Raw genomic sequence first — 16,566 nt, 5'->3', positions numbered from 1 at the left:
GTGAGAGGGCCGGCGGTCGGCGGTACCGGTTGCGTCGATCACCCGAATTTATGCGAGTCGCACGGGTGATGGCGAACATGGAATCGACCGAACTCGTCGCAGTGGAGCGATCCGACGGGATCGCCACCGTTCGACTGAACCGGCCGGACAAGCTCAACGCCGTCACACTCGAGCTCCTCTCGGAGCTGCGGGACACGCTCCTCGACTTGCCGGACGAGGAGATACAGGGGCTCGTCCTCGCAGGCAACGGGCCGGCGACCTGCGCGGGCATGGACAGAGAGATCGTCTCTGACCCGGAATACGACGAGAAGTACGCCGACCGAATCACCGAGCTAAACGACGATATCTACGGCTTCCTCGCGTCCCGGCCGTACCCGACGGTCGTGGCGGCCCGCGGAGCGCTCGTCGGCATCGGCTTCATCCTCTCGCTGCGCTGTGACTTCCTCGTCCTCGGCGAGGAGACGACGCTGTCGCTCCCCGAGGTGCAGTTCGGCATCGCCGCGACCCACACGGTCGACCCCCTCGAGCGGCTGGTCGGAACCAGAGCCGCGAAGGAGATCGTCCTCACCGGCGACGCGATCGATCCTACCCGCGCTCGCGAACTGGGGCTGGCAAACAGGGTCGTTCCAGCGGACGACGTCGAGGACGCGGCGCGCAATCTCGTCGGCGGTATCGCGGCGCACGATTCGGACGCCGTGAGCGAACTGAAATCGGCGGCGTACGCTCCCGACTAATCCGGGTTGGCGCTCTCAAATGACCAGCCGGTGTGGGGAGAGAAAAGGTGACTATCGGTCGAGACGAAACGAAAAACGGGAAACGCGGGGTCGGAGCGTTAGTGGGTCGTGGTACGGACGTCTTCGACTCGATAGAGGTCCTCTTGTAGTCCGTCACCGTCACAGTCCTCGTTCGGACACTCGTAGTGCCAGCCGTCTTGAGTCGCCGTCCCCTCTCGGAATCGCTCCCCGCATACCTGACAGAAGAGCTGTCCCTTTTTGCACGTATCTCGGTGTAGTTCGAGGGCGAGCTCGGTCTGAAACGACTGGTTGCAGTTGCGACAGGTGTGCATATTTCGTCTGACGCGAGCCTCCATCAAAACTGCTTGGGTTCTTTTATTCCGCCGGATTTGCATCCGATTCGGCGTCACTGCCCCGATTTGCCGACGACCGATCCGGAAAAAAGAACGAGCGGAATCCGTGTTTACTCGGTCTCGAGTATCGCGTGTGCTGGTAGATCGCGCGCGTCTTGTTAACTGTTGTCGCCCCAGTCGAATTCCCATATCGAATGTGACTGCTTAGCGGTCGGACGGCCGGAGCCGTCCGTTGCGTTTCCCTACTAATTTGTGTCCATAGAGAGAACGAATGGAGTAATGGATCCGCTCGTCATCACCGGTCGACTGATCGCAGGCGTCCTGCTCATCGTGACGAACGGCTTCTTCGTCGCCATCGAGTTCGCGTTGACTCGAGCGCGGCAGTTCACCGAGGAGGAGTTCGTCGACGGTACCCCCGCCCTCGAGCGGGCCTGGGAGATGACCGACAACCTCGAGATCTACCTCACGACGTGCCAAGTCGGCATCACGGCCTCGAGCATCGCCGTCGGGATCGTCGCCGAGCCGGCGCTGGCGGCCATCTTCGAGCCGTTCTTCGCGAACACGGCGCTGGCGACGATCGGCAGCGGGGCCATCCTCGCCTTCCTGATCATCAACCTCGTCCACCTGACCCACGGCGAGCAGACCCCGACGTACCTCGGCGTCGAGCGCTCGCGGATGGTCTGTCGGTACGGCGCGACACCGCTGTACTGGTTCAACTGGATCATCTCGCCGCTCATCACCCTCGGCGACAGCATCGCGAAGTGGACGCTCAAGCTGTTCGGAATCGAGATGACCGGCGCGTGGCTCGAGACCGAAGAGGACGTAATCGAATCCCGCGCCGACCTCCGGAACAAGCTCGGGTCGGTCCTCGAGGAAGGCGAACTTCCCGAAGAGCGGCGCGAAGAGGTGATGAACGCGTTCCAGATCGGCGAGCAGTCGATCAGCGAACTGATGGTGCCGCCCGAGGAGATCGTCGCGCTCTCGACGGCGGACGGCCCCGAGGAGAACTTCCGGAAGATGGAGGACCGGCCGCAGACGCGGTATCCGCTCGTCGGCGAGACGATGACCGACTTCCGGGGGATCGTCTACACGCCGGTTTTCGTCAGGCACCGCGAAGCGTTGGCCGAGGGCGATATCGACTTCGCCGAACTGGCAGCGCCGCCGATGACGCTCTCTCCCGACACGGACGTCAGCGACGCGGTCGACCAGTTTCAGGCGGAAAACCAGGAGCTCGCGCTCGTGATCGAGGACGGAGAGGTCGTCGGACTGGTGACCGTCACCGACCTGCTCGAGGAGGTGATGGGCGACATCGAGGACCCGCTCGACGAAGGACGGATCGATCCGATCGACCGCTGATCCCGACGGTCGGTACGAGAACGGGGCACATCTATCGTCGAAAAGAGAAACCGAGAAGTTGGCCGGCTCAGTCGTCCTGTCCGAGGATGCCGCGCTCGGTCATCTTCCGGGGGTCGAGCACCTCGTCGGCCTCCTCCTCGTCTAAGTACCCTTTCTCGAGTACCACTTCCCGAACGGTCTTGCCCTCCTTGAGCGCGGTCTTGGCGACCTCGCTGGCCTTGTCGTAGCCGATGTGGACGTTCAGCGAGGTGGCCATCGCCATCGACTGTTCGACGCGCTCTTCGCAGTACTCCTCGTTGGCCTCGAGTTTGCGGACGAACCGCTCGCCGAAGACCTGGCTCGCGTTCGAGATGAGTTCGGCCGACTCGAGGAAGTTGTGGGCCAGCACGGGCTTGTAGAGGTTGAGGTCGATCTGGCCCTCGGCCGCGCCGGCGGAGACGGCGGCGTCGTTGCCGACGACCTGCTTGTGGACCTGGTTGACGGCTTCGGCGACGACGGGGTTGATCTTGCCGGGCATGATCGAGGACCCGGGCTGGTTCTCGGGCTGTTCGATCTCGCCGAGGCCGTTTCGCGGGCCGGAGGCCAATAGTCGAAGATCGTTGGCGATCTTGTTCAGCGAGCCGGCCACCGTTCGAAGCGCCCCGTGGGTCTCGCTCATCGCGTCGTGGGCGGCCTGGGCCTCGAAGTGGTTGTCGGCCTCGCGGAACTGGACGCCGGTCTCCTTCGTGATGTACTCCGCGGCGCGGCCGGGGAACTCGGGGTGGGTGTTCAGCCCGGTCCCGGTCGCCGTGCCGCCGAGTGCGAGTTCGCCGAGGTGGTTCCGGACCGTGTCGACGCGGGCGAGCCCCTTCTCGACCTGCGTGCGGTAGCCGCCGAACTCCTGGCCCAGCGTGACCGGCGTCGCGTCCTGCAGGTGCGTGCGGCCGGTCTTGACGACGTCGTCGAACTCCTCCTCTTTCTCCTCTAAGGCCTCGCGGAGGGTGTCGAGGGCGGGGATGACGTCTTTCTCCACCGCTTCGAGGGAGGCGACGTGCATCGCGGTCGGGATGACGTCGTTGGAGGACTGCCCGTAGTTGACGTGGTCGTTGGGGTGGACGACGCGGTCGCCGATCTCGCTGCCCATGAGCTCGGCGGCGCGGTTGGCGATGACCTCGTTGGCGTTCATGTTCGACGACGTACCGGAACCGGTCTGGAAGACGTCGACCGGGAACTGCTCGTCGTGCTCGCCGGCGATGACCTCGTCGGCGGCCTCGATGATCGCCTCGGCGACGTCCTCGTCGACGAGCTCGAGGTCTCGGTTGGCCTGCGCGGCGGCCTTCTTGACGACGCCGAGCGCGCGGACGAACCGGCGGCTGAACGTGATCCCCGAGATCGGGAAGTTCTGGATCGCGCGCTGGGTCTGGGCCCCCCAGTAGGCGTCCGCGGGCACCTGCATCTCGCCGAGACTGTCCTCCTCGATTCGGTAGTCGTCTCCGTCTGCCATACGCGGAGCGTCGGGACCGGTCAGGTAAAATCCACCGAAAGCCCGATACGTCGGCTCCGCGCGCTCGTTCGAAGCCGAACGGAACCGATTCGGCCTTCGGCGACGAGCCGACCCGCTCCCTTCGCGATCGAATCGGCGTACGCGGAACGGAGACATTCGATATCTCATTTTCATCGAAACCTGAACAATACTTTACCCAACCTGGCACGTACCGTGAGCCCGGGTGGAGGAAGATTAGTCGGGAAACCAGTAACAGATGGCTGCCAGAAGGCTCGTCGCTGGTAATCGCGATACAGGTCGTCGCGATGGTGGCACTGTTTCTCTTCGCGATACGATTGTTGGGATCGGCGACGGACGCGCTCACACCGTCTCTCAGAGGAGTGCTGAACCGGATCGTCGTCGACGATGGATCGGCCCTCGGCCTCAGCTGGCTCGCCTCGTACGTGTTAGCCAACGGGTCGATCGTCGCCGCCCTTTCGCTTTCCCTCTTCAACTCGGAACTCGTTCTCCCCTCGCAACTGTTCCTGATGATCGTCGGTTCCCGGCTCGGCGGTGCGGCCGTCGTCGTCTTTATCGGGGCGTTCGACTACCTGAACGAGGAGATCGAATCGCTTCGCGAGTCGATGAGCTTCGGGCTGCTCACCTTCCTGCTCACCCACTCGATCTACCTACCAACGATGGTGCTGGGATACGTCGCGATGCCGGCGGTTCGGGCGGGAGAGGGATCCAGTCAAGTGCTTCCCGACCTCGAGGTCACGCTCCCGGACGTGATATCGGTCGTCGCCGAGGCGATCATCGACTCCGTCGGGGCCGGGATCGCGTTTCTCCTGGCCATCGGCTGTATCCTCTTGAGCCGCCGGCTGTTCGATCGCGTGCTCGACGGCCTCGACGAACAGCGGTTACGTCGGCGATACGTCTCGAGGTTACAGAACAAGTGGATCTCGTTCGGACTCGGGCTCGTCGTGACGGGAATCACGACGAGCGTCGCGTTCTCGCTCGGCGTGATCGTTCCGCTCTACAACCGAGGGCACGTCAAACGGAATGAGATCATGCCGTTCGTGCTGGGCGCGAACATCGGGACGCTGGTCGATACGCTCATCGTCGCGATCGCGCTGAACACGTCCGTCGGCGTGCGGATCGTCCTCGTCCTGGTGGCCATCGGCTCCGTCATGTCAGTGGTCGCGCTCGTGTTCTACGCGCCGTATAGCCGTCTCATCGTCAGGACTCAAAATTCGATCGTCGAGGAGCGAGTCTACTTCGTCTTCGTCCTCCTCTCGCTGCTGCTCGTTCCGATGTTGCTCATCGTATTCCCGTGATTCGCCGCTCTCCCTGCAGTTCGTCTTCGGGACGGGATAGGACGAATCGGCTCGGAACGGGCGAAATCCGACTGGGAACGATAGCGCGACCGACATCGTCGCAGCCGTTCGCCGCGGAGACCGTTCCCCGACCGGCTCGAGCCGTGACCGATCGGCTCCGCGTCGGACAGTGGGCACCCAGACGGCGTGTCGGGTGCGATCAAGTGAAGTCAACCGAAAGCCCGATATCGTCCGCTCGAGCGCGCTCGCGCAGGGCCGACTGGAGGCGCTCTCGGCCCGTGCCGTGAACGTCGCGGGCCGTCTCGAGGTCGACGTCGTAGATCGTCGGCGACCCCCAGGCGAAGGTGCGCGAGCTGGCGGTGTCGACGGCCAGCGAGGCGAGTCCGAGCCGCCGCTGGAAGATCGATCGACGCGTCGAGACCGTCTGGACTCGGTAGTAGGGGATGACGGTCGTGCGGCGCTTCCAGAAGCCGCTGCGGATCACGAGGTGGTCGTCGCCCACGAAATAGCCCAGATTGGCGTACTTGAGGTGTGCAGCGGGCGGTACCGCGACGAAGACGATGGCCGTGAGGTACCATCGGTCGAAGGCCGAGACCTCGGCGAGCCCGAACGCGGCGGCGACGACGGCGACCGCGACGATGGAATATCGTGCGAGATATCGCCGGCGGGCCAGCCGCGGCGGGCTCCGGAACTGGGGCGTCTCGACGCCGGTGAGGTTCTCGGCGAACCGATAGACGCGATCGGTTTCGGCCAGCGGCACGGCCGACTGGCTGCCGCTACTTCTGTCGGGGCCGTAGCCCGCCGTTTCGACCCAGAGGCCGGCGTAGCCGACCAGCCGCTGGAGCGGGTTCTCGGTGACGGAGACCGACTGGACCTTCTCGACGGGGATCGATCCGCTGTAGCGCTGGACCAGTCCCCGCTCGTAGACGAAGTCGTCGCCCGCCCGTCCGAGTCGGAAGCCGTAGTAGTTCGCGACGGTGTAGATCGCGCTCGCGACGTACGTGGCTGCTATCCACTGGATCGTGGCGGTCACTGCCAGAACCAGCAACTGGCCGACGGCAGCACTGTCGACCGCCTCCGGGCCGCCGAACGGTTCGGCGGCCAGCAGGAGGAACTCGGGAACCGGCCCAGCGCCGGAGTCGGCACCCTGCACGAAGAACAGGAGCATGACCGGGAACACCGCCGCGCCCCACCGGAACGAGGTCAGGGCGTAGACGAGGAGTTCTCGAAACTCCAGCTCGAACAGGCGGATCGGGCCGGCCTCTGCTCGAGCTCGCTCGCGCCGTTGCGTCTCGCCGAGGTCGGTGGCCGCGTCGGTTCCGGTCGCCGGATCCGCCCGTTCGTCAACGCGTTCCTCACCGTCCTTCTTCGCCGTCAGCCGGCGGATATCGGTGCGAAGGCGCTCGGCCTCGGCCTCGCTGACGTAGTTCAGCGTGGCCTCCGTCTGGCCACCGCCGGCGGTCTCGATCGAGACGACGGAGAGCCCGAGGAGCCGTTGGAAGACGCTCTGGGAGACGTCGACGTTCTGGATGCGTCGGTAGGGGATCTCGCGGGAGCGCCGCGAGAGGACGCCGGAGGTGACGTCGAACGTACTCGCGGTGAGCTCGTAGGTGAATCGGTAGTAGTACGCGATGCCGTAGGCGACGCCGACGACGAAGCCGATCGGGGCGAGCAGGAATAGCCAGTCGACGAGTTGCTCACTGTCGAGACCGACGATGCCGCCGATCGCCATGAGGAAAAACGGGAGCGAGAGCCCGGTGACGCCGCGCTGGAGCGCCTGCGTCACCGCGCTGAGCGGATGGAGGCGCTTCATATTAGACGGCGTCCTCGGCCTCGCTCTCGACGGCCAGTTCCCGAAGCGTGTCCTGTAGACTCCGCGCCCGGTCGGGCGTCAGCCCCGGAATGCGAACGTCGGCGTTCCGCGAACCGGCCGTATAAACCACGACGCTCGAGAGGCCGAGTGCCCGTTCGATCGGGCCGAACTGGGTGTCGACGTGCTGGACGCGGACGAACGGGACGGCTGTCTCGACGAAGGTGACGACGCCGCGCTCGAGGTAGAGCGCATCGTCCTGGAGTTCGAACCGCCAGACATGGTACAGCCGAAGGGCGTAGACGGCACCGAGGACGAGTCCGAGCGCGACGACGCCGACGATCACCGACATCGGGACGTCGACCCGCCACTGACCGACCTCGGCGAACTGGTCGGCGGCGGCGAGGACGACGCCGAGAACGATCGCGACGACCGCCCCGCGGGCGATCCAGAGCAGTCTGATGCGGGGATGGAGGGATTCCATGCGCCTAACGTGTCAGGGGTGGTGGATAAAGCTACGGTTCGATCGAGGCGGCTCGCTTGCGGCAACGCGATCGGCCTGTGGTGACGTTTATCACTGCGCCTGACGAACCACTCGAATATGGCTTCTGATGTATCCAGTACCGGCCAGTGGGAAAACGTCGAGAGCAGCCGCGACGGTCACGTCGGCCGGATCGCGCTCACCCGACCCGAGGCGATGAACACGTTCAGCACCGGCCTCGCGCAAGACCTCGACGAAGCGCTCCGCGCGTTAGACGAGGACTCCGAGGTGCGAGCGATCGTCGTTCACGGGGCGGGTGAGACCTTCTCCGCCGGGATCGACCTCTCCGAACACGGCGATCACGGGGCCGAAGACGAGTACGAGGAGTGGGTGACGCGGATGGAGGAACCGTTTCACACCCTGACGGAGATGCGGACGCCCGTGATCGCCGCGGCCCACGGCCACGCGGCCGCCAACGGGATCGGGCTGGTCGCGGCCTGCGACCTCGCCGTGGCTGCCGAGGGAACGCAGTTCGGCGCCACGGCACCGAAAGTCGGCCTGTTCTGCATGGGTCCGGCCGTGCCGCTGATGAAGGCGCTCACCAGAAAGCGCTGTCTCGAGTTGATCCTGACCGGCGAGTTGATCGACGCCGAGACGGCCCACCAGTGGGGGCTCATCAATCGGATCGCTCCCGAAGGCGAGCACCTCGACGCAGCGATGGAACTCGCCGAAACGATCGCCTCGAAGAGTCCGATGGCGGTCCAGTTGGGCAAGGAGGCGTTCTACGAGATGGTCGAAATGGAGTACGACGAGGCCCTCGAGTACTCGAACGAACGGTTCGCGGCCCTCTGTACGACCGACGACGCGAACGAGGGCATCGCAGCCTTCCTCGAGGGCGAGCCCCTCGCCGCCGACGAGTGGCCGGAGAAGTGAGCTACCGATCCGCCTCGAGGTCGTCGTACTCCGCGGGCGTGTAGGTCGACAGCTCGAGGGCGTGGATGTCGGTCGTCATGTGCTCGCCGAGGCTGTCGTACACCTTCTGGTGTTGCTGGACCAGCGGCAGCCCCTCGAAGGCCGGCGAGACGACCGTCGCGGCGAGGTGGTCTTCGTCGTGTTCGTCGCGCGCGTGGGTGACCGTGGCCTCGCACTCCTCCAGATTCGATTCGATGAGTTCCTCGACGGCTGCTGGCTTCATACTCGTTGAGTGCGCCGCTCGCGGCAAAAGCGCCGCGGTCTCGGCAGCGAATGCAGCGGCGTCGCTCAGAAGGGGACGTCGTCAGATATGTTCCGGTCCGAGGATCCTTCCCCGGCGAGCCCGTCGAAGCCGGTGCTGACGGAGACGTGATCGATCGCGTCGATCTCGGCCGGCAACCGCTGCTGGATCGCCTGGGTCGTCATCGAACTGACGCCACACCCGTCGCACGCGCCGCTCAGGTTGATCGAGACGCGCCGCTCCTCGAGATCGAGGTCGGTGATCGAGGAGTCGCCGCCGTGCAGTTCGATCTGCGGGAAGTTCCGTCGGAGGAACAGCGAAACCTCTTCGCGGACCGCGTCTTCGGGGGACCCTTCGGGCTCGGACTCGCTCATGGCTGCCACGAGGGACCGAAGCGGTATATACTGTCGGCCGAATCGATTCTCTCCTCGGGCCGCCACTGGCCGATTCGAATCCGCCCGTCGGCTCCGTCTCCGATGACGGCGACTTTATACCGGTTCGAGACGCCGCTTCGGATATGTCACTGGCAGCCGAGACGCGCCGAGCGGTCGACCGGAACCCGTTCCTCCGGACCGCGCTGCGGGCCGGCGTCGTCAACTACACCGCCGCCGCCCGGTATCTCGACGTCGACGGCGACCCGGACGCGATCGCGACGGCGCTGCGCCGGTACGCCGACGAGTTGCCGACCTACGAGACCGACTCTCGTTCGGTTCGCGTCCGGATGGAGAGTGGAATCGGGCCGCTCGAACAAGACGAGGGCGGGAGCGGGGGGAGAGACGGGCACGGGAGTGAGGCTGAGGATACCGCCGCGACAGCGGCCACCGAGGCGCTCGTCGCAGTCAGCGGCACGGCGTTCGGTCCCTGTGGCGGCGACAGAACCGCGATCGTCGCGACCGGCGACGTGGATACGGCCGCGCTCGCCGACGTGCTCGCACGGCTCTCGCTCGAGGATATTTCGCCGGACGCGGCGGCCGTTGCGGACGGAACGATGGTGCTCGTCGTCGGGCGGCGGGAGGGGGCGAACGCGCTCCGGGCGGCCGAGGGAGTGCTCGAGCGTGTGGGCGTACGGGGTGACTGAACCGGACTCGTTACGGTTCGAACGGCAGCGCGTCCAGCAGGTCTTCGCTCTGATAATCGAGGTGATCGAGGCGCGGTCCCAGTAGCTCGCGAACGAGAACGATCAAGGGATTGTTCGCACCGTCACCGACGATCGCCCGCTCCGCGGTTCCGTCGGGAGCCGTGTCGTCTACGAGGGCGATCATGAGCTGTTCGCGATCCGCGAAGACGATGCGACCGACCGTCGGTTGCTCGCCGCCGTCGTTCAACCAGTCGAGTTGCGGTTCCCAGACCGTCGCCTCCGGCAGTCGTGTCCGCGCGAGTTCACGGACGGCCGGATCGTGGGTCCCCATCGAGACAGCGACGCCGCGTTCGATCGCGTTCTGCGCGCTTCGAACGCACTCGTCTTCGAAGAGGTCAGCACCGACGAACATGCAAAACAGTTCCTCGTCGGCTTCCTCGACGAGATATCGTCCGTACTCGATCACGTCTTCGCGGCCCTCGATCACGCCGACGGTGTCGTCGGTCGCGGCCGATTCGAAACACGAGAGCAGTTCGTCGATCATCTCGAGTTCTAGCCACTCGGCGCTGACCGACGGATACGTTTCGTACGATACGACGTTCGCCTCGGGATCGTAGTCGATCAGGCCGACCTCGTCGAGCCGGGGTAGCTCCGTATGATGGAGCGATAGCTTCTCCCGCTGGTAATCGGTCTCGTCGGTCGCAGCATCGCTCTCGACCGTCTCGCTCGCGATGAGCCGTTGGACGAGTTCGGTGACGGTGAGCGACCGTGCGGCGTCGTTGAGGACCGACAGAATGGCCCGATTTCGCCGCTCGGCGAGGAGACGGATCACCTCGTCCTCGTGGGTGTCCATGGGAGTCTGTTCCGTAATCCAGTACTTAGTTGCTAGGGCCTAACCAATCGGTGCGCGGCCCCGTCGAACCGATCAGTCACTGTCGGTCGCGGTCGATCGACGGTTTCGGTCGTCGGTGGGCCACACCGCATCACAGTCCGAATCGTACGTGATCTCTCCTGCGTCCTCGAGCAGAGGGAGATCGACGTGAACGAGTCGGACGTGGAGCCGGTCGGCGTCCAGCCGTTCCGCGTCATCGGCCGCGAGCGTGTCGACCAGTTCGCCGACGGACATCTCGTCGGTGCTGACCTCGAGAACGTCGAGGAGTCGGCGTCGTCGCTGGACCGATTCCCAGTTACCCGTGGCGGTCGTCGTGTCGTCATCGCGGAGGGCGACGGCGAGAGCGGCGTCGGTGTGCATCGTTTGCGGTCGAACCGTCCATCGGTACGGAAAAAGGGGTTCTGACGAATCCGTCCAAACGTTTCGCTCGGCTCGCGTCTGCGACGAACAGCGCCGTTCGAGTGGCATCACATCGTTTAACTTTCGGCCGAGCGAAGCGGGCACAATCAGAATGACCCTGCACGTGACGAATACGTTGACGGGCGAGAAGGAGCCGTTCGAGCCGCAGGATCCCGAAAACGTCTTGCTCTACTACTGTGGCCTGACGGTCTCCGATCCGCCCCACCTGGGCCACGCGCGGTCGTGGGTCCACGTCGACGTCATGCACCGCTGGCTCGAGCATCGAGGCTACGGCGTACGTCACGTCGAGAACTTCACCGACGTCAACGAGAAGATCGTCGCCCGCGTCGGCGAGGACGACCTCGGCGACAGCGAGAGCGAAGTCGCCGAGAGCTACATCCAGCGGACGATCGATGACATGCGCTCGCTGAACCTCCTGCGGACGGAGGTCTACCCGCGCGTCTCCGAGCACGTCCCCGAGATTATCGATCTCGTCGAAACCTTGATCCAGAAGGGCTACGCCTACGAGTCGAACGGCTCGGTCTACTTCGACGTGACCAGCTTCGACGACTACGGCAAGCTCTCGAACCAGGAGCTCGACGAGATCGAATCCCAGGGCGACCCCGACGAGCGCTCCGAAAAGCGCAATCCGGCGGACTTCGCGCTCTGGAAGGCCGGCGGCGTCGACCCCGACGCGATCGAAGAGCACCGCCACGAGGGCGCGGCACCCGCCGAGGACGCCTGCGAGACGTCTCTCACGTGGGACTCGCCGTGGGGCGAGGGCCGTCCCGGCTGGCACATCGAGTGCTCGGCGATGAGCATGACCCACCTCGGCGAGACGCTCGACGTCCACGTCGGCGGCCGGGACCTGGTCTTTCCCCATCACGAAAACGAAATCGCCCAGTCCGAAGCCGCGACGGACCACCAGTTCGCGAAGTACTGGCTCCACTGCGAACTCTTCCAGATGGACGACGAGAAAATGTCCTCGAGTCTGGGCAACTTCGTCACGGTCGACGACGCGATCGATCAGTGGGGGACGAACGTCGTGCGGACCTTCCTGACCGCGGGGTCGTACAACAGCAAACAGCTCTACTCCGACGAGACGATCGCCGAGGCCGAGGAGCGCTGGGACCGTCTGGAACGGGGCTACGAGGCAGCCGTCGACGCCCTCGATTCGCCTGCAGCGAGTTCGAAGGCCGAGGACGGAACCCTCCGCGACGAGGTCGACGGTGCGCGCGAGGCGTTCGCGACTGCGATGGACGACGACTTCAATACCCGAGAAGCGCAGTCGGCGCTGCTGTCGGTCGTCACGGCGATCAACCGCCACCTCGAGTCGGTCGACGCCGACGGCGAGAGCGACGCGAGTGCCGAAGACGGCGCGGCGAGCTACGATTACCGCGGGCTTCGGCTCGCGATCGAAACGCTCGAGGAACTCGGCGGCGTGCTCGGCCTCTCCTTTACGGGAGACACGACGGGCTCCGCGGGACTCGCCGGCGACGTGATCGATCTCGTCCTCGAGGTGCGCGAGCGGGAGCGCGAGGCCGGCAACTACGAGCGGGCCGACGAGTTACGCGACGAGCTCGCGGCGCTCGGCGTCGAAGTGCAGGACACGGACGAGGGGGCGACCTACCGGCTGCCGTCGGGCGAGTGAGCGGCGAGCGAGCGCGGTCGTCCCGGTGATCGTGACAGTTCGTTGGCCAGCCCGTTCAAATGGGTGGCGTACCTCTATCTCGCAATGACTGATTCCGACTCGTTCGTCGCCGCCGGGTTCGACGCCATGCCCGCTCACGTGGCGATCCTCGACAGGGCCGGAACGATCGTCTACACGAACGAGTCGTGGGACACCTTCGGCGACTCACAGGGGTTACCCGAAACGACCGGCGGCGTCGGGAGCAACTACTTTGACGTCTGCGAAGCCAGCGACGACGCAGACGCTCCAGAGACCGCACGCGGCATCCGCGCGGTCGCGGCCGGCGACCGCGACGAGTTCTCGCTCGAGTACCCCTGTCATACGCCCGAGCGCGATCGCTGGTTCATGATGCGGGCGACGCCCTACGCTCACGATGGCGAGCGATTCGTGCTCGTCATGCACGTCGATATCACCGAACGCCGACAGCTCGAGCAGCAGAACCGCGACCAGGCCGAGCGTATGGAGGGGTTCGCGAAACTCCTCTCGCACGACCTGCGCAACCCGCTGGCGGTGGCGCTGGCCCAGGCCGAGATGCTCGAGTCGGACGACGACGTCGATCTCGATGGTGCGGGCGGTGATCGCAGTTCGCTGCGCTCGTCGCTCGAGCGTATGGAGTCGATCATCGAGGACGCGCTGGTCCTCGTCTCGACCGATCGGGTCGAGGAGACCGAACTGCTCCCGCTCGCGAGCACGGTCGATACCGCGTGGGCACACGTCCGGACGGGGGCGGCGACGGTGTCGGTGGTCGACGACGTCGCGATCCGCGCGGATCCGACGCTCGTGAGCCACCTCTTCGAGAATCTCTTCCGCAACGCCGTCGAGCACGCGGGCGAGAACGTCCACATCGAGATCGGAGCGCTCGAAGCGGCGACCGCTGCCGACGCGGATGTCGAGCATGCGACGCGGTCGAATCCGCTCGAGCGGCCGGTCACCGATGGGGCGGGTCTCGAAGACGTGGCCGACGGCTTCTACGTCGAGGACGACGGCCCGGGAATCCCGGCCGATCAGCGCGAGCAGGTGTTCGAGTCGGGGTACTCGTCCGACGGCGGCTCCGGGTTCGGGCTGGCGATCGTTCGCGAAGTCACTGACGCACACGGCTGGTCGATCGACGCGACGGGCGGACGCGACGGCGGCGCTCGGTTCGAGATTCGGGGCGTATCGATGCTCGAACGCTAACGCTGGCGTGGCAGGCGCCCTGACGGACATCAGAGAGTGACAACCACCGCGGCGCTTATTTCCTCGAGTCTGGTCGGCTTCGGTGAATGGATCGACGGCAGTTCGTCCGTACGCTCGCGGCCGCCGGCATCGGTACGGCTGCCGGCTGCCTCAGCGACGCCGGCGGGGCGACGACGGCTTCGGCGACGCCGGCGCGGGTCTCCGAAGACGCGGCCGCGACGGCCGGCTACGAGTATCAGGGGACCAGAGAGCGGGTCGGGACGGAACGCGTCGGCGGCGAGGACGTCGAGGTGACGAGCTACGTCAGCGTCTACGATCGGGCCATCGAACTACCGACCGAACGCTTCGGCGGGGACGCGGTGAAAGCGGGCGTGTTCGCCGTGCTCGCAGTACCGCAAGTCACCGCCGGCGGCGAGACGGTCAATCCCGTAAGCGACCTCTCGAGACGAAACCTCGCGAACCGCGTTCAGAACCACTACGAGGGGTTCGAGATCGACCGGGCGGTCGGTGGCCGGGCGCTACAGGCGCTGGGACAGCGGTTCTCGTTCCAGTCGTACGAAGGCACCGCGACCCTGCAGGGGGAGGCCGAGATCGCCGTCCGGATCGACCTCGCCCGGCGCGATCACGAGGACGACCACGACGTGATCGCCGCCATCTACCCGGTCGAGGATCTCCTCGGGGGAGAGTCCGAACAGGAGCGGGTCGACACCCTCGTTGGGGGGCTCGAGCAGTACGACGACATCGATATCGAGATCGTCGACGAGAACGATGGCGGAGACGGCGGATAGAAGAGACGGCCGCTCGGTCGCAGGTCAGAGTCCGATCGCGGTGGTGATCGAGAGCCCGCTCGCGAGTGCGCCGAGCAGGTAGCCACCGATCGCGCCACCGTTGAGCAGCGGCAGACCGGCGTGTGCACGGCCCTTGAGGACCATGTGCATGAGAACGAGGAGCCCGGCGATCGTCCCGAGCAGCGCGCCGAGCGCGGGCAGGTTCAGCGCGAGCATCGGGACCGCGAGCGTGTCGACGTCGAGGAACGAGGCCGCGCTGGCGACGAGCACCGTCGGAATGACGGCGTCGCCGAGGCCGATGAACAGGGCGTCGCGCTCGAGGGCGTCCGAACTCGAATCGTCGTTCGGGTCCGACGCCGCTGCGTCGGCCACATCGTCGGCGCTGCTCGCGGTCTCACCGGCCGGTTGGCCGCCGTCGTTCTCGAGCACGTCGTCGGTACTGCCGGCCGCGAGGTAGGAGTACGAGAGCGTCGTCGGGACGACGAAGACGACGGGAATCTTGAGGTCCATCACGCCCTCGGCGAGGTCGAGCATGTGTTCGGTGCCGTAGACGCTGATGGCGTCGTAGACCGCCAGTACCGCGAGGAGGAGGATGGCCGGCAGGAGGCCGAAACTGATTCCGAACAGCGCGGCCGCACCGGCACCCATCAACACCCCGGCACTGTCGATGACGTACCACTCGGGATAGAGCAAGAGCGCGGCCCCGACGGCCAGCGAGGCGGCGATCGCGAGCCCGCTCGCGACCCCCTCGGAGGCGAACGGCGAGACCAGCGGCGGGACGAGTTCGGCGAAGACGTACCACGAGATCATCACGCTAACGCCCACGAGCAGGAGCCTGATGAGCGAATCAAGGTCGTACTTGAACGCCGCGAGCATGAATCCGGTCGCCACGAGCATGATTCCGACGTAGAGGATACTGTTAGTCGGGTTCTGCGGGTTCTCGACGGCCTGCCGGCCGGATTCCGTGAAGGGGTCGACCAGTGCCAGCGAACCGAGCTGGACGCCGAGAAACAGCAGTACCGTCAGTCCCACGGCGGCGAGGACCCGAGTCCGATCGTTCATGGCGCGGCGTTTGCACCCCGCTCGTATTGGTTTTTCCACTCCGGTCGCACCGCAAAGAGGCGGTCACGATCACGTTGCGGCCGCCGGCCGCGGTGACACCGCGTTACCGCGCGTACAGCGTCGCCCCGACCAGCGACGGCAAATGCACGCCGTCGTCCGGCGTTACCGCCAGATAGGGCTGTGAGACGGGGCCGAAAACGTCGACGACGCGGCCCACCTCCTCGAGGTTGTCGTCTAAGACCATCGTCCCGATCTCGTCGCGGTGGCTGTCGATATCGTCCGCGCCGCCATCGTCGTCCGTCTCGTCCGCGCGCAGGACGGCGAGCCCCTGTGCGGTACGGACGACTGCGCCGACCCGGCGCATCTCACTCGCGCATCGCGACGACGTACGCCGCGACGGCTTGCACGAGGTCGTTCTTCGACGAGTCGTCGGCCCCGCGGACGACGACCCGGCCGCGGTCGGCCCAGTGCTCTCGCGAGTAGGCCTTGTCCCGCTCGATCGTGGCGTCGTACCCGATCTGCTGGACGGCCTTCGCGATCTCGTCGACCGTGGGTTCCTCGACGGCCAGATCCTCCGACACGCGTCGTCCCTCGGCCCGCGAGAGGGTCGCATCGAGATACGCGGGCCAGATGACGTTCTCGACCATGCGCTTTCCTGAGTGGTCAGGCGAGTAAACGCTTTTCAAAGCGAGACGGCGCGTCGAACGAAGTGCTGGAAAAAGTAGCGCTGGATCA

19 protein-coding genes are annotated in these 16,566 nt (G+C 65.7%); 8 read left to right on the top strand and 11 right to left on the bottom strand.

The genetic code is table 11. The features are described from left to right. The first annotated feature begins 77 nt into the window (after window positions 1-77). Entirely contained in the window at window positions 78-734 is a 657-nt protein-coding gene (locus NDO75_RS20885; RefSeq protein ID WP_310908551.1) for an enoyl-CoA hydratase/isomerase family protein, read from the top strand. Between the two features lie 98 nt (window positions 735-832). On the opposite strand, the gene NDO75_RS20880 is transcribed toward NDO75_RS20885, so the two are convergent. Continuing rightward, on the bottom strand, window positions 833-1,066 hold the full coding sequence (locus tag NDO75_RS20880) for an HVO_2901 family zinc finger protein (protein WP_310908550.1): 234 nt from the start codon (window positions 1,064-1,066) through the stop codon (window positions 833-835). 300 nt (window positions 1,067-1,366) lie between these two features. Between NDO75_RS20880 and NDO75_RS20875 the strand changes: the two genes are divergently transcribed. Next, entirely contained in the window at window positions 1,367-2,443 is a 1,077-nt protein-coding gene (locus NDO75_RS20875) for a hemolysin family protein (protein ID WP_310908549.1), read from the top strand. Between the two features lie 67 nt (window positions 2,444-2,510). Here the strand turns inward: NDO75_RS20875 and NDO75_RS20870 are convergent, their stop codons facing one another. Then, window positions 2,511-3,926, bottom strand: coding sequence for a class II fumarate hydratase (locus NDO75_RS20870; protein ID WP_310908548.1), 1,416 nt, complete (start codon window positions 3,924-3,926; stop codon window positions 2,511-2,513). Between the two features lie 305 nt (window positions 3,927-4,231). Here NDO75_RS20870 and NDO75_RS20865 point away from each other — a divergent pair, with 305 nt between their 5' ends. After that, the gene (locus tag NDO75_RS20865; RefSeq protein ID WP_310908547.1) at window positions 4,232-5,242 is read left to right on the top strand and encodes a sodium:phosphate symporter; all 1,011 of its coding nucleotides are present in this window, start codon (window positions 4,232-4,234) and stop codon (window positions 5,240-5,242) included. A gap of 199 nt (window positions 5,243-5,441) precedes the next feature. Here the strand turns inward: NDO75_RS20865 and NDO75_RS20860 are convergent, their stop codons facing one another. Together NDO75_RS20860 and NDO75_RS20855 are read right to left on the bottom strand one after the other, a co-directional pair. Continuing rightward, entirely contained in the window at window positions 5,442-7,055 is a 1,614-nt protein-coding gene (locus NDO75_RS20860; RefSeq protein WP_310908546.1) for a PH domain-containing protein, read from the bottom strand. A gap of 1 nt (window position 7,056) precedes the next feature. Then, window positions 7,057-7,536 (bottom strand): PH domain-containing protein, encoded by a 480-nt coding sequence (locus NDO75_RS20855; RefSeq protein ID WP_310908545.1) that lies wholly within the window; start codon window positions 7,534-7,536, stop codon window positions 7,057-7,059. 117 nt (window positions 7,537-7,653) lie between these two features. Between NDO75_RS20855 and NDO75_RS20850 the strand changes: the two genes are divergently transcribed. Then, entirely contained in the window at window positions 7,654-8,466 is an 813-nt protein-coding gene (locus tag NDO75_RS20850) for an enoyl-CoA hydratase-related protein (protein WP_310908544.1), read from the top strand. A 1-nt stretch (window position 8,467) separates the two neighbouring features. Here the strand turns inward: NDO75_RS20850 and NDO75_RS20845 are convergent, their stop codons facing one another. Continuing rightward, window positions 8,468-8,728, bottom strand: a complete 261-nt coding sequence (locus NDO75_RS20845; protein ID WP_310908543.1) for a BolA family protein — start codon at window positions 8,726-8,728, stop codon at window positions 8,468-8,470. A 65-nt stretch (window positions 8,729-8,793) separates the two neighbouring features. Further along, the gene (locus NDO75_RS20840) at window positions 8,794-9,120 is read right to left on the bottom strand and encodes a NifU family protein (protein ID WP_310908542.1); all 327 of its coding nucleotides are present in this window, start codon (window positions 9,118-9,120) and stop codon (window positions 8,794-8,796) included. A gap of 143 nt (window positions 9,121-9,263) precedes the next feature. On the opposite strand from NDO75_RS20840, the gene NDO75_RS20835 reads away from it, so the two are divergent. Beyond that, entirely contained in the window at window positions 9,264-9,824 is a 561-nt protein-coding gene (locus NDO75_RS20835) for a hypothetical protein (protein ID WP_310908541.1), read from the top strand. A gap of 10 nt (window positions 9,825-9,834) precedes the next feature. Here NDO75_RS20835 and NDO75_RS20830 read toward each other — a convergent pair whose 3' ends face one another. Both NDO75_RS20830 and NDO75_RS20825 read right to left on the bottom strand, forming a co-directional pair. After that, window positions 9,835-10,677, bottom strand: coding sequence for an ArsR family transcriptional regulator (locus NDO75_RS20830; RefSeq protein WP_310908540.1), 843 nt, complete (start codon window positions 10,675-10,677; stop codon window positions 9,835-9,837). 72 nt (window positions 10,678-10,749) lie between these two features. After that, window positions 10,750-11,076 carry a hypothetical protein gene (locus tag NDO75_RS20825; RefSeq protein ID WP_310908539.1) on the bottom strand — a complete coding sequence of 109 codons (327 nt, stop codon included), beginning with the start codon at window positions 11,074-11,076 and terminating at the stop codon, window positions 10,750-10,752. Between the two features lie 151 nt (window positions 11,077-11,227). Here NDO75_RS20825 and cysS point away from each other — a divergent pair, with 151 nt between their 5' ends. From cysS to NDO75_RS20810, 3 genes are all read left to right on the top strand, one after another. After that, window positions 11,228-12,766 carry a cysteine--tRNA ligase gene (cysS, locus tag NDO75_RS20820; RefSeq protein WP_310908538.1) on the top strand — a complete coding sequence of 513 codons (1,539 nt, stop codon included), beginning with the start codon at window positions 11,228-11,230 and terminating at the stop codon, window positions 12,764-12,766. 84 nt (window positions 12,767-12,850) lie between these two features. Beyond that, window positions 12,851-13,981, top strand: a complete 1,131-nt coding sequence (locus tag NDO75_RS20815; RefSeq protein WP_310908537.1) for an ATP-binding protein — start codon at window positions 12,851-12,853, stop codon at window positions 13,979-13,981. An 86-nt stretch (window positions 13,982-14,067) separates the two neighbouring features. Beyond that, on the top strand, window positions 14,068-14,769 hold the full coding sequence (locus tag NDO75_RS20810) for a DUF6517 family protein (RefSeq protein WP_310908536.1): 702 nt from the start codon (window positions 14,068-14,070) through the stop codon (window positions 14,767-14,769). A 24-nt stretch (window positions 14,770-14,793) separates the two neighbouring features. Here the strand turns inward: NDO75_RS20810 and NDO75_RS20805 are convergent, their stop codons facing one another. The 3 genes from NDO75_RS20805 to srp19 form a co-directional block, all read right to left on the bottom strand. Next, window positions 14,794-15,831 (bottom strand): presenilin family intramembrane aspartyl protease PSH, encoded by a 1,038-nt coding sequence (locus NDO75_RS20805; RefSeq protein ID WP_310908535.1) that lies wholly within the window; start codon window positions 15,829-15,831, stop codon window positions 14,794-14,796. A 103-nt stretch (window positions 15,832-15,934) separates the two neighbouring features. Continuing rightward, window positions 15,935-16,195: a Gar1/Naf1 family protein gene (locus tag NDO75_RS20800; protein ID WP_310908534.1), complete on the bottom strand. Its 261-nt coding sequence runs from the start codon at window positions 16,193-16,195 to the stop codon at window positions 15,935-15,937. A gap of 1 nt (window position 16,196) precedes the next feature. After that, on the bottom strand, window positions 16,197-16,478 hold the full coding sequence (gene srp19 / locus NDO75_RS20795; RefSeq protein ID WP_310908533.1) for a signal recognition particle subunit SRP19: 282 nt from the start codon (window positions 16,476-16,478) through the stop codon (window positions 16,197-16,199). Window positions 16,479-16,566: the final 88 nt, after the last annotated feature.

Origin of the sequence: Natrinema sp. 1APR25-10V2, assembly GCF_031626495.1 — an archaeon.
Classification (GTDB): Archaea; Halobacteriota; Halobacteria; order Halobacteriales; family Natrialbaceae; genus Natrinema.
The sequence above is the reverse complement of the archived record's forward strand: the minus strand, read 5'-3'. Positions and strand labels throughout refer to the sequence as shown.